Origin of the sequence: Streptomyces sp. NPDC058701 (assembly GCF_042715295.1) — a bacterium.
Lineage (GTDB): Bacteria > Actinomycetota > Actinomycetes > Streptomycetales > Streptomycetaceae > Streptomyces.
The window spans coordinates 248097-260753 of the sequence record NZ_JBHXSY010000004.1 but is presented as its reverse complement, the minus strand read 5'-3'; the positions used below and the strand labels follow the sequence as shown (position 1 = coordinate 260753).

Here is a 12657-nt window from a genome sequence, read left to right as displayed (position 1 = left end):
CCACCCCGGCCGGCACCACATCCACCCCGGCCGGCCCCACATCCAGCCCCGCCGGCGTTTGAGGCGCGGGGGTCCGGGGGCAGCGCCCCCGGGAACACCCCCGCCTCAGCGCCGCCGCGCAGCGACCGGCACCCCCGCGTCCACCCCCGCGTCGGACTCCCCCTCGGCCGCCCCGCGCGGCTTCGGCAGGGACACGCCCCCCGCCGGGGCGACGGCTCCGCGCGGCCCGGACAGCACGTACACGAGCCCGAATCCGGCGGCCACCACGACCGCCCCGCCCACCGCGTCCAGCACCCAGTGGTTCGCGGTGGCGACGATCGCGCACACGGTGATCAGCGGGTGCAGCGCACCCAGCAGCTTCTGCCAGCCCTTCGGGGCCAGCACCACGATGACGATGCCGCACCACAGCGACCACCCGAAGTGCAGCGAGGGCATGGCCGCGTACTGGTTGGAGATCGCGGTCATGGCTCCGTACGACGGGTTGGCCAGGTCCTGGGGCCCGTGCACCGTGTCGATGAAGCCGAGTGCGGGCATCAGCCGCGGCGGTGCGAGCGGGTACAGCCAGAACCCGGCGAGCGCGAGCACGGTCGCCAGGCCCAGGGAGGCCCGCGCCCACCGGTAGTCGCCGGGCCGGCGCCAGTACAGCACGCCGAGGATCGCCAGCGGGACCACGAAGTGGAACGAGGTGTAGTAGAAGTTGAAGAACGCCTCCAGCCAGGGCGTGTTCACCACGGCGTGGTTCACGGCGTGCTCGATGTCGATGCCGAGCGCCTTCTCGATCCCGTGGATCTGGTCGGCGTTGCCCTCGGCGAGCGAGCGGCTGGTGGGGGCCGCGGCGCGGATGTGCGAGTACAGCGAGTACCCGACCCGTATCAGCAGGAGTTCCAGCAGCAGGTTCGGGCGGGAGAGCACACGCCGCCAGAACGGCAGCAGCGGCACCCACGCCCACCGGGCGGCCGCCGGACGTCCGTACGCGGTCGGTACGGGGACGCCCCAGTGCGGCGCCGAACGCGGCAGGAACGGTACGGCGCAGGCGGCGGCCAGCGCGGCGAGGAGCAGCACGTTGTCGCGTACGGGGGCCAGGGCGGCCAGGTTCGGCAGCAGCACGTCGCTCGGCAGGGTCAGCGCGAGGACCACGGCCACGGGCCACACGGGCCGGTCCGCCGCGCGCTTGCCGACCTTCCCGGCGACGGCGAGCAGCACCCACAGCAGCTGGTGGCGCCAGCCGACCGGGGACACGGCGACGGCCGCACAGCCGGTGACGGCGACCGCGAGCAACAGCTGTCCGTCGCCCGCGTAGCGGACGGCGCGGCGCAGGGCGATCCACACGATCGCGGCGGCGAGGACGGCGTACAGCGCGATCTCGCCGGGTCCGGTGAGCCCGAGGCGCAGCAGCGCGCCGTGCACGGACTGGTTGGCGAGGCCGTCGGGGGCGCCGCCGAGGCCGGTCCCGGCGAGGTGCTGGGACCAGTACGTCCACGAGTCGCGCGGCAGGGCCGCCCAGGACAGCGCGGTGGCTCCGGCGAAGGCCGCGGCGGCGGTGCGCGCGGCGGGCCGGCGCCCGGAGAACCACAGCAGCGGGGCGAAGAGCAACAGCGCGGGCTGGAGGGCGGCGGCGAGCCCGATGAGGAGGCCGGCGGGCCGGTCGGCGGGAACCCGGAAGACGGCCAGCAGCACCAGCAGGACCGGCAGGACGGCGGTCTGGCCGGGCGAGGCGGCCTCGCGGACGGGCAGCGAGACCATCAGCAGCGCGGTCAGGACCGGCGCGGCCAGCAGCGCGGTGCGCCGCGGCACCGGGTCGGGCAGGCCGCGCGCGGCGACGAGCCCGATGGCGGCGACGCACAGCAGCGTGACGCAGGTCCAGGCGACCTCCAGCGACGGTGCGGCGAAGCCGGTCAGCGGTTTCAGGACCAGCCCGGCGAAGGGCGTGCCGGTGAACTGGCCTGCACCGGCCTCGTAGAGGGAGCCGGGCAGGCTGCCGGGGAGGTGGAACCCGCTCAGCCAGTCTCCGGGCGGCACGCGCAGTACCGCGGCGGCCTGTCTGACGGCGAGCGCGCCCGCCAGCGCCCACAGCAGGAGGCGGGCCGCCCCGAGCCCGCCGCCACCGCTTATGTCCCCGGCATGTCCGTTCACACCACTGTGCTCCGCCGCGTTCGCCACGCCTCGCCGGCCTCCCGCCCTGTTGACCGCAACCCCGACTTCGCCTGGCTGCCGCACTTCATACCGCGTGTGATTACCGGGACGACGATATCCTCCGCGCGATGCCCCGGACGGCCCGCTCGAACAACCGGAAGATCAACGGATCGCCGCGGGCCCGCGGCGATGCGCGCGGAGGCGCGCGGGCGACTCTTCCGGACTGCGGGAACGTGCCGTCACGACGCCGTGACGGACCGGTGTAGGAGACTGCAGGCACGTCGTCGAGGCCGGGTTCGAGACCCGGCCCGCGTTACCTGAGAGGTGTCATGTGCCCAGCGTGGTAAAGATCAACGCGCTCACCGTCCCGGCCGAGCAGCGCGAGGTGCTGGAGAAGCGCTTCGCCTCCCGGGCGGGCACCGTGGAGAACTCGGACGGCTTCGAGTGGTTCGAACTGCTGCGCCCGGTGGAGGGCACCGACCAGTACCTCGTCTACACGCGGTGGCGTTCGGAGGAGGACTTCCAGGCGTGGATGGAGGGGCCGATGAAGGCCGCTCACCAGGGCGGGGGCGGCGGTGAGGGCGGCGGCGAGCGTCCGAAGCCGGCGGCCTCGGGTTCGTCGGTGTGGTCGTTCGAGGTCGTGCAGCAGGCGGCGCCGAAGAAGGCCTGACCGGGCACGCGCCGGGTCCGGGGCGGGCCGGGCGCGGCCGGGGCGGGGCGCGGCCGGGGCGGGGGCGGGGCGGGGACCGGGGCGGGGCCGGTTCTTCCCGCCCGGGCCTGGACGGCTAGCTCCAGAAGGCATCCATCTCGTCGATGTCCTCGGTGCACTCGTCGATGTCGGTGATCTTGTGGCCGATGACGGTGAAGAAGAGGCCGCCGCGGATCTCGATGCCCCGGTCCCCCCGGTCCGCGCGGGACGTGTGGAACGTCATCACGTGGCCGCGGCCGTCGGCGAGGACCGTTTCCAGGTGGAGGCGGAGCGTGCCGTTCGTCTCCTGCCCGAGCCGGCGGTAGAGGTCGAGGACGGCTTCCCGCCCCTTGTGGTGCCCGGACAGCGGGCTGCTGCCGGGCACGTGGTGGATGACGTCGGCCGTCATCAGCGTGCTCAGCGTCTCCATGTCGCCCTTGCCGAACGCCTCGTAACCGCGGCGGATCAGGGCACAGTCCGGATGCTCCGACATGACGGTTCACACCCTCCACGTGCACGGATGGTCTTTTTCCTATCATCGGCCCGGGGCTGTGGATATTCCACGCGGGAGTTTCGGCGCGAACTCCACAATGACCCCATGAACACATACAGCGAACAGCGCGAGCAGAGCGCGAGGGCCGTCCCGCCCACCACGGGCCCGGGCGGTGCGGTCGGCACGATCACGGACGGCGGGGGCCTTGGCCTGTCCCGGTCCGGTGCGTGGACCGTGGCGCCCGAGCACGTCACCACCCCGGACGCCGTCCTGCTGCGGCGCGCGTACTACGCGGAGGTCGCCGGCCGGTACTGGAACCGGCCGGTCACCGACACGGAGGTCGACGAGGGACTCGTGGACTTCCCGGACGACGCGCTGGTACCGCCGACGGGCCGGTTCGTCGTCGGCCGGTGGGACGGCGAGCCCTTGGCGTGCGGCGGGATACGCCGGCTCGACCCCGCCACCGCCGAGCTCACCAAGGTGTACGTCGACCCCCGCGCCCGCGGTACCGGAGGCGGCGCGGCCCTGCTCGCCGCCTTGGAGGAGGAGGCCCGCGAGATGGGCGTCGAGCGCGTCCGGCTGGACACCCGGTCCGACCTCGTGGAAGCCCGGGCGCTGTACGCGCGGCACGGGTACGCGGAGATACCGCCGTACAGCTCCGGCCCGTACGCGGAGCACTGGTTCGAAAAGACCCTGCGGCCGGCACCGTCGGTCTGACGGCGGGGCGGGCCGGGCCGCGTCACGCCGGGCGGAGGGCTAGGGCGCGGCGTGGTCGCGCCGCGGGGCGGCGTCGTAGGGCTCCTCGGCGTCGGAACCACAGAGCTCCCTGTTGATCTCCCGGACCAGTGCGATCAGGTCGGTCGGGCGGTCCGGACCCCACCAGTCGCCGAGGAGTTCGGCGAGGGAGTCCTCCCGGGCGGCGGAGAGCCGGGCCGCGCTCGCGCGTCCCGCGTCGGTCAGGACCAGCGGCAGCCCGTCCCGTACGGCGAGGCCGCGGCCCTCGACCTGACGGGCGGCGTCCGTGATGACCTTCAGCGGCACGTTCGTGCGTTCGGCGAGCTCGGCGGGGTCCGCGAAGCCGTACTTGTTGATCCGCAGCAGCAGCCAGCTCGCGGCGGGCAGCAGGTCGTAGCCGGCCTTCTCGGTGATCTTCTCGTACACGTGCCGTCGGCCCTCGCGGGTGCCGAGCACCGAGAGCGCGCGGGCGACCTCGTCGCGGGACGAGCGGTGGACCGGGTTGGAGGCGAGGGTCTCCGTCACGTCGGGTGCGGTGACCGAGCCGCGGAGGGTGTCCTCCTTGAGGAACCAGGCGACGACGAAGGCGATGAGGACGATCGGCACCGCGTAGAGGAAGACGTCGGTGATGGCGGTGGAGTAGGCGTCGAGCACACGCGTCTGCAGGGCGGCGGGGAGCTCGGCGACGGAACGGGGGTCGGCCTCCAGCTGGGCCGGCCCGACGCCGGGCGGCAGCGTGACGCCCACGAACGCGGTGGCGAGTTCGTCGTCCAGCCGGTTGGTGAAGACCGTGCCGAAGATCGCGACGCCGAACGAGGCGCCGATGGAGCGGAAGAAGGTGGCACCGGAGGTGGCGACGCCGAGGTCGGCGTAACTGACGGCGTTCTGCACCACCAGGACGAGCACCTGCATGACCAGGCCGAGTCCCGCGCCGAAGACGAAGAAGTAGACGCTCATCTCCCAGGTGGAGGTGGTGCGGTGCAGCTGGTGCAGGAGGAGCAGTCCGACGGCGGTGACGGCGGTTCCGGCGATCGGGAAGACCTTCCACCGGCCGGTGCGGCTGACGACCTGGCCGGACGCGGTCGAGGAGATCAGCATGCCGATCACCATCGGCAGCATGTGGACTCCGGACATGGTCGGTGACACGCCCTGGACGACCTGGAGGAAGGTCGGCAGGTAGACCATCGCGCCGAACATCGCGAAGCCGATGACGAAGCTGATCACCGAGCAGAGCGTGAAGGTGCGGACGCGGAACAGGCCGAGCGGCAGGACGGGTTCGGCTGCCTTGCGCTCCACGAAGACGAAGAAGAGGAGGAGGACGGCTCCGAGGACGGCGAGACCGACGATCCGGACGGAGCCCCAGCCCCAGGTGCCGCCGAGGGAGGCGACGAGCACCAGGCAGGTGGCGACGCAGGCGATGAGGAAGGTGCCGAGGTAGTCGATGGTGTGCTTCGAGGAGCGGACCGGAATGTGCAGGGATGCGGCAATGACGACGAGCGCGACGATACCGATGGGGAGGTTGATGTAGAAGACCCAGCGCCAGGACAGGTGGTCCACGAAGAGGCCGCCCAACAGCGGGCCCAGCACGCTGGTCGCACCGAAGACACCGCCGAAGAGGCCCTGGTACTTGCCTCGTTCACGGGGCGGGACGATGTCGCCGACGATCGCCATCGACAGCACCATCAGCCCTCCGCCGCCCAGGCCCTGCAGGGCGCGGAACCCGATGAGCTGGGGCATGTTCTGCGCGATGCCGCACAGGGCCGACCCGATCAGGAAGAGGACGATGGCGTACTGGAAGAGCTTCTTGCGGCCGTACTGGTCGCCGAGCTTCCCCCACAGCGGGGTGGCCGCGGTGGCGGCGAGCATGTAGGCGGTGACGACCCACGACAGGTGGGCCATGCCGCCGAGGTCGCTGACGATGGTCGGCAGGGCGGTGGAGACGATGGTCTGGTCGAGCGCGGCGATCAGCAGGCCCAGCAGCAGCGCTCCGATCGAGACGAGCACCTCGCGGGAGGCGTGCTCGGCGGCGGGGCCGGACTTCTGCGGGCCGGAAGCGGAGTCCGCGGCCTCCTTGGTCACATCCTGCGCCATCGATTCCTCCTCAGGCCGGATCAACATCTCCATCCTGAGCGGTGTGTCCGGTTATGGCCTCTCGGGCGGGTTGGGAGGGCCTTGACGGGTCTGCATAATCGCAGGCAATGGCCAGGGAGGATTCCAGTGAGCGGTAAACACTGTCCGGATTGCGGCGCGTCCGGCGCCGGGTGCGGGTGTGCGCCGAGTGCGGGTTTCGACCCCATGCGCATCCGTCCGTACGTGACGTTGTCCGACCCCGGTGTACCGGACTCCCCGGAGCGGCCGCCGACGTCCGTACCGCGCGGGGCGGCGCCGGCGCCACAGCCACCGGGACCGCCGGGACCGCCGGGACCGCGCGGGGTGGTCCCGTCGTCACCGAACGACACCCCGGCGTACGGCACCCCCGTGCCGCCGCAGCACCCTACGTGGCCGACGGTCCCGGACTCCGGGCCGGGCGCGGGCTCCGGGCCGGGCGCGGGCTCCGGGCCGTGGCCTGGCGCTGGACCGGGTCCTGCTGCCCGGGCAGCCGCGGCCGGGGCGGGCTCGGACGCGGGGCGGGGGGCGGCCCACGGGTCGGCGCCGGGGGCGGCCGACACGGTGCGGCTGCAGGCCGTCCCGGAGGGCGGCCCTCCCACGCCCGGTGCCCCGCGGACCGGGGCGTCCGGCGGGGGGCTCGGGTACACGTACGAATCCGGGGCGGGGGGCGGGGGCGGGGGCCCGGAGAAGCGCTCCGCCTCCGCTCCCCGGCGGCTGCTGCCGCTCCTGCTCGGTGCCGCCGCCGTGGTCGCCGTCGGCGGCACGGCCATGGCGCTGTGGACGATGCCCGACTCCCCGGGCGACGAGGTGACACTCCTCGACGCCAAACCGTCCGCGCCCGCGGTCAGCGTCGCCCCGCCCGACTCCTCCCGGACTGCGTCCGCCTCGGCGTCCGGCCCGTCGCCCTCGGCCTCGCGCTCCCCGTCGCCGAGCGCCTCCCGGTCGGCGTCCCCGTCCGCCTCGCCGAGCCCCTCACGGTCCGCGTCCCCGTCGACCTCCGCGGGCCCGTCACCGAGCGCGAGCGGTTCCCCCGGCCCCAAGCCCTCGGCTCCCGTGCAGGGCTCGACCCTGCGGTACGGGGACTCGGGTGCGGAAGTGGAGACGCTGCAGCGGCTGCTGGCGGACCAGGGCCTGTACCGCGGCAGGATCAACGGCCGGTTCGACGCGCGGGTGGAGCGGGCGGTGTCGACGTTCCAGTTCGAGAACGGCATCGATGGCGAGGAGTGGGGCGTCTACGGCCCCGTGACCCGCCGGGCCCTGGAGGGCTAGTGCCGCTCCGCAGAAGTTCGTGCTGGGTGTTGATCAGGCTGCCTTGAGCGGCGTACGTGCCTTCGCAGGTCCACCGGCAGGGCTTGGCGGTCTCGCTGTGCCTGATCACGTGGGCCTCGGGCTTCTCGATCAGGTCGTCGCGGCGGGCGCAGTCGCCGTGGCGGACGACCTGGCGGGTCCGGGCGGAGAAGACCGGCTCGACCTGGTTGGGCCAGGAGGCGTGCGGCAGTCCAACGCCCGCGCCGGCGCGGGCGCTCGGCCGGCCTTGGTGTGCTTGGCGTTCGTCTCGAGCACGACCACGACCGTCGTGCCCCATTCCCTGCCCATCACGCACGGCCTCCCAGTAGTCCGCACCCGACGCATCGACCCCGGAGCTTCAGGCATGGTCCCTCTCCCGACGTTGCCCTCGGAAGCCACGTGGAACGACACGGGCACAGCTGTCTTTTGCCACGCGGCCCGGGTAGGAGGTCACTGGTGGGTCCTGCGACTCAACGACTTTCCCGAGCATCCCCTCTACACCGTGTTCATTGACGCACGGGCCATCGGTGACGTGGAGGATGATCCGGCCGCCTGGCAGCCGCGGCCGTCCCCCGCGACACTCCCCACTCTCACCGCGCCGGAACGTGCCGAAGTACTCCGCCTCATGGCCGGCCTCGGCCCCTACGGCGCGGAGGCCGGCACTCCGTGCGCAGGCGACTGGTGCACCTGCAGCATCCTCACGGACGCGTACGCGGCTCGACTCAACACCCCTGCACGCCCGTCTGCGGGGTAGCACCAGCGCGGCGCGGCGCCGCCCCGCATGCAGGCGCGAGAAGGGACAGGGGTCACACCCCGTTCGGTGGCGCGAACCGCTCCACGTTTTGTATCGTGTAGGAACAAAGTGGTTCCGCCCTCACTCCCTGACCGGTGGGCGGAACCACTTGTTCTCTTTTCCCGCCCGTCTGGAGCCCCGTCTATGCCGGCCAGCACCACCACCGCACCCGTCGTCCTCAGCGCCAAGGCCCTGCTCCTGGACATGGACGGCACCATCGTCAACTCCGACGCGGTGGTCGAACGCTGCTGGCGCGACTGGGCGCTCTCCCACGGCCTTGACCCGCAGGAAGCACTCAAGGTGGTCCACGGCCGCCAGGGGTACGCCACCATGGCCGTCCTGCTCCCGGACCGCCCGATGGAGGTCAACCGGGCCGAGAACGCGGTGATGCTGGCCCGCGAGACCGCCGACACCGACGGCGTGGTCCCTGTCGCAGGCGCCCCCGAGTTCATGGCCTCGCTGGACGGCCTGGCGCACGCCCTGGTCACCTCCGCCGACGCGGCCCTGGCCACGGCGCGGATGACCGCCGCCGCCCTGCCGATGCCCGCCGTACGGATCACGGCCGAATCCGTCGAGTCCAGCAAGCCCCACCCGGAGGGCTTCCTCAAGGGCGCGGCCGCCCTGGGCGTGGACCCGGCCGACTGCATCGTCTTCGAGGACTCCGCCGCGGGCATCGCCGCAGGCCGGGCAGCAGGCATGCGTGTGATCGGCGTGGGCCCGCGCGCGGTCGCCCACGCCCCCACGGTCCACGTCCCCGACCTGACCGCCCTGCGCGTCACGCCCGCCCCGGACGGTTCGATCCGCGTCACGGTGTCGGAGGCGTAAGCCGGAGCCGCACACAAGCGCACACACGAGCGCGCCGCCCTTCCGCAGCAGACGTCAGCCGCCCACCGCCCGGTGGGCGGCTGACGTCGTTCTGCGCCGATCGCACCCGGCGGGTGGTCGACCCGGGCGGCTCTGCCGGTCACGGGCCGCCGGCCGGGAACGCCCGGCCGGCAGTGCCCCGCGACCCATGCCCGCTCCGGACACCCGCCCCTCCGGCGCCCCGCGTCGCGCGACCTCACACCGTCGCGACCGCGCGCACCCGGCCACGGGGTACGGACGCCTGGCCCCGATGGCCATCCCTCGGCTGGCGGCGGCCGACCGTACCCCAGGCGAACCGGGCGCACGCCCCGCCCGGTGCCGCACACAACGCCCTGCGGGACGAACTGCCCGACGTTTACGCGCAGATGATCCGGCGCGGGGCCTGCGAGCGCCACGAGCTGGACTGGTCCGGGGAACGTCCGTCGCGCGCCCCGGGGACGAGGACCTCGTCAGCTCCAGGCCCGCCACATCGTGCTCGACAGCGCGCCGAGCACCTCGCTGCGCGCCGAACCGGGCGTCGCCGTGCGGTACGGCCGGGCGCGGCGAGCGCTCGGCCTCAGCGCTACGGCGCCACGGCGCCCGGCCTCGGCGACTCCCCACTCCCCCGCCGACCCCCGGCGGGCGAGCTCCCGCGGCCTGACGCTCGACGCCCCCCGCGACCCGGGGGCCGAGCCCTGCACCTCCGTACACCCGGACCCGGCATGGCCGGGGTCTTGGCGGTACCCGTCGCGCCGGGCTCATCGCCGCCGTCGCCCCCCTCGGCCCGGGCGCGCCCGAGGGCGGCCACGGGGCGAAATGTCAACTTCCGTTTAAATGAGGGGGCTTGGACGCCTTGATGTGACGTGCTCATGTCGTCAGGCTGTCACCTGGCGCCCACCCAAGCGAAACCCGGCGCCGCAAGCATGGCCACGCCCCGCCGGGGCCGCACGGCCACACCCCCCGCATCCAGGGAGCCCTCATGGCACTCACCTCCGTTGTCTACGCGCGTCGCATCGGCGTGCTGGCCTCGGCCGCCGCGCTCGCCGCCCTGACGTCCCTCGTCAGCGCGCCCGCCGCCCAGGCCGCCCCGCCCACCCCCATCAGCGCCGCGGCCGCCCGCTCCTACCTCGCGACGGTCACGCCCAGGACCGAGGGCTCCACCAGCGGCTACAGCCGTGACCTCTTCCCGCACTGGAGCACCGTCTCCGGCAGCTGCAACACCCGCGAGACCGTCCTCAAGCGGGACGGGGTCAACGTCGTCCAGGACTCCGCCTGCGCCGCGGTGAGCGGGAGCTGGTACTCCGAGTACGACGGCGCCACCTGGACCGCGGCCTCCGACATCGACATCGACCACATGGTTCCGCTCGCCGAGGCCTGGCGCTCCGGCGCGAACGCCTGGACCACCTCCAAGCGCCAGCAGTTCGCCAACGACCTCACCCGCCCGCAGCTCATAGCGGTCACCGACAACGTCAACCAGGCCAAGGGCGACCTCGACCCCGGCAAGTGGCTGCCCTCGCGCACCGCCTACCGCTGTACGTACGCGCGGATGTGGGTCCAGGTGAAGCAGCACTACGCCCTGAGCATGGACTCCGGCGAGAAGACCGCCCTGGGCAACGTCCTCAGCGGCTGCTGAACACCCGCCCGGACCGGTCCCTTCGGCCGATCTTTCCCCCGCCAGGGGGAGGCGTGGCTCCCCTTCCCCGTCGTACCGTGATCACAGGGGACCGGGGACACGGAGGAGGGGGAGTCGCATGGCCGGACTGCGTCTGGGGCCACTGCTGCGGTACGTCGACTGGGACACGGGCGGTTCGGCCACGATATGGGTCGAGGCCGACCGCCCGTGCACGGCCGAGGTGCGGTGCGCCGACGGGGCGGGCGGCAGTGCGCGCACCTTCCAGGTGGCGGGCCACCACTACGCGCTGGTGCCGGTCACCGGCCTGACGCCCGGGGCCACCACGGAGTACGAGGTGCTGCTCGACGGGGCCCGGGTGTGGCCGCTGGTGGACAGCTCTTTCCCGCCGAGCACGATCAGCACCCCCGCGGTGGCGGGTTCCGGACGGTCCGCTCCGGGGCCCGGGCTGCGCGTCACGTTCGGCTCCTGCAGACAGGCCGCGCCGCCCGCCGCCGGGCTGCGCGGGCCGCACGGCGCGGACGCGCTCGACACCCTCGCCGCGCGGCTGGCCGCCGACCCGGAGGCGTTGCGCCCGGACGTCCTGCTGCTGCTGGGGGACCAGGTGTACGCCGATGCCCTGTCGCGGGAGACCCGGGCGTGGATCGCGGCCCGGCGGAACCTGCGGGAGGCTCCCGGCGCCCAGGTCGCGGACTACGAGGAGTACACCCGGCTCTACTACGAGTCCTGGCTGGACCCGGAGATCCGCTGGCTCCTGTCGACCGTGCCGAGTCTGCACATATTCGACGATCACGACGTGATCGACGACTGGAACACGAGCGAGGCGTGGGTCGCGGAGATGCGGGCCACCCCGTGGTGGCGGGAGCGGGTGCTCAGCGGGCTGATGTCGTACTGGGTGCACCAGCACCTGGGCAACCTCTCCCCGGCCGAGCTGGCGGAGGACCGGCTGTATGCCGAGATCCGCGCCACCCCGGACGGTACGGAGCCGCTGCGCGCCTTCGCCGCCTCGGCGGACAACGATCCGGCGACGGTCCGCTGGAGCTACCGGCGGGACTTCGGGCGGACCCGCCTGCTCATGGTCGACACCCGGGCCGCGCGGGTCCTGGCGGAGGACGCGCGGTCGATGCTCGATCCGACCGAACAGCAGTGGCTGCGGGACAACGCGCTCGCGGGGCACGGCTCGTACGACCACCTGCTGATCGGCTCCTCGCTGCCGTGGCTGATGCCGCCGCTGATCCACGACGCCGAGACGTGGAACGCGGCGCTGTGCCGGGGAGAGCGGGGTCCGCGGTGGGCGCGGATCGGGGAGAACCTGCGGCGGCGCAGCGATCTGGAGCACTGGGCGGCGTTCCCGGCCTCGTTCGCCGCGCTGACGGATTTGATCGAGGAGGTGGGGACGGGGCCGCGGTCGCCGGCGACGGTGTGCGTGCTGTCGGGCGACGTGCACCACGCGTATGTGGCCGAGCCCCGGATACCCAGCACGGCGCGGTTGTTCCAGCTGACGTGCTCGCCGGTGCACAACTCCATCCACACGGCGGTGAAGCTGGGGTTCCGGCTGGGCTGGTCGCGGCTGGGGCGGTGGCTGGGGCGCGGTTTCTCCCGGCACGGCAGGACGGGCCGGCCTCCGGTGGCCTGGCGGCGTACGGGCGGTCCGTGGTTCGGCAATCAGCTGATGACGCTGGCGCTGTCCGGGCGGACGGCGCGGCTGCGGCTGGACCAGGCACACAGGAACCGCAAGGGCGCCCACCTGGTGACGGTGCTGGACCGGGAGCTGACCGGGGCGGAGACGGCGTAGTCATGGCGGGTCGGGGGGACGGCGCGGCTGACGGCGCATGACGGTGTCGCGGCGGGTGGGGTACGGAGAGCCGGTGCGGCGCGGAGCGCCCGCACGGCTGGCAGCCGTGCGGGCCCGGAGCCGCGCGCCCGGGAGCCGCGGAGTCGGGTAC

Annotated in this window: 9 protein-coding genes; 6 read left to right on the top strand and 3 right to left on the bottom strand. The window is 73.4% G+C overall.

The window, feature by feature from the left end; genetic code table 11:
• Positions 1–105: 105 nt before the first annotated feature.
• Entirely contained in the window at positions 106–2133 is a 2028-nt protein-coding gene (locus tag ACFWW8_RS06095; protein ID WP_386524255.1) for a bifunctional glycosyltransferase 87/phosphatase PAP2 family protein, read from the bottom strand.
• A gap of 331 nt (positions 2134–2464) precedes the next feature.
• On the opposite strand from ACFWW8_RS06095, the gene ACFWW8_RS06090 reads away from it, so the two are divergent.
• Entirely contained in the window at positions 2465–2803 is a 339-nt protein-coding gene (locus ACFWW8_RS06090) for an antibiotic biosynthesis monooxygenase family protein (RefSeq protein ID WP_386524252.1), read from the top strand.
• A gap of 115 nt (positions 2804–2918) precedes the next feature.
• Here ACFWW8_RS06090 and ACFWW8_RS06085 read toward each other — a convergent pair whose 3' ends face one another.
• Positions 2919–3314: a nuclear transport factor 2 family protein gene (locus tag ACFWW8_RS06085; RefSeq protein ID WP_386524249.1), complete on the bottom strand. Its 396-nt coding sequence runs from the start codon at positions 3312–3314 to the stop codon at positions 2919–2921.
• 105 nt (positions 3315–3419) lie between these two features.
• On the opposite strand from ACFWW8_RS06085, the gene ACFWW8_RS06080 reads away from it, so the two are divergent.
• A complete protein-coding gene (locus tag ACFWW8_RS06080) occupies positions 3420–4031 on the top strand; it encodes a GNAT family N-acetyltransferase (RefSeq protein ID WP_386524246.1) in 612 nt (203 codons plus the stop codon).
• 39 nt (positions 4032–4070) lie between these two features.
• Here ACFWW8_RS06080 and ACFWW8_RS06075 read toward each other — a convergent pair whose 3' ends face one another.
• Positions 4071–6140 carry an MDR family MFS transporter gene (locus ACFWW8_RS06075; protein WP_386524243.1) on the bottom strand — a complete coding sequence of 690 codons (2070 nt, stop codon included), beginning with the start codon at positions 6138–6140 and terminating at the stop codon, positions 4071–4073.
• Between the two features lie 579 nt (positions 6141–6719).
• On the opposite strand from ACFWW8_RS06075, the gene ACFWW8_RS06070 reads away from it, so the two are divergent.
• The 4 genes from ACFWW8_RS06070 to ACFWW8_RS06055 all read left to right on the top strand — a co-directional run bounded on the left by ACFWW8_RS06070 (position 6720) and on the right by ACFWW8_RS06055 (position 12506).
• Positions 6720–7427, top strand: coding sequence for a peptidoglycan-binding protein (locus ACFWW8_RS06070; protein ID WP_386524240.1), 708 nt, complete (start codon positions 6720–6722; stop codon positions 7425–7427).
• A gap of 955 nt (positions 7428–8382) precedes the next feature.
• A complete protein-coding gene (locus ACFWW8_RS06065) occupies positions 8383–9063 on the top strand; it encodes an HAD-IA family hydrolase (RefSeq protein WP_386524237.1) in 681 nt (226 codons plus the stop codon).
• Between the two features lie 997 nt (positions 9064–10060).
• A complete protein-coding gene (locus ACFWW8_RS06060) occupies positions 10061–10714 on the top strand; it encodes an HNH endonuclease family protein (protein ID WP_386524234.1) in 654 nt (217 codons plus the stop codon).
• A gap of 118 nt (positions 10715–10832) precedes the next feature.
• Entirely contained in the window at positions 10833–12506 is a 1674-nt protein-coding gene (locus tag ACFWW8_RS06055; protein ID WP_386524232.1) for an alkaline phosphatase D family protein, read from the top strand.
• The last annotated feature ends 151 nt before the right edge of the window (positions 12507–12657 follow it).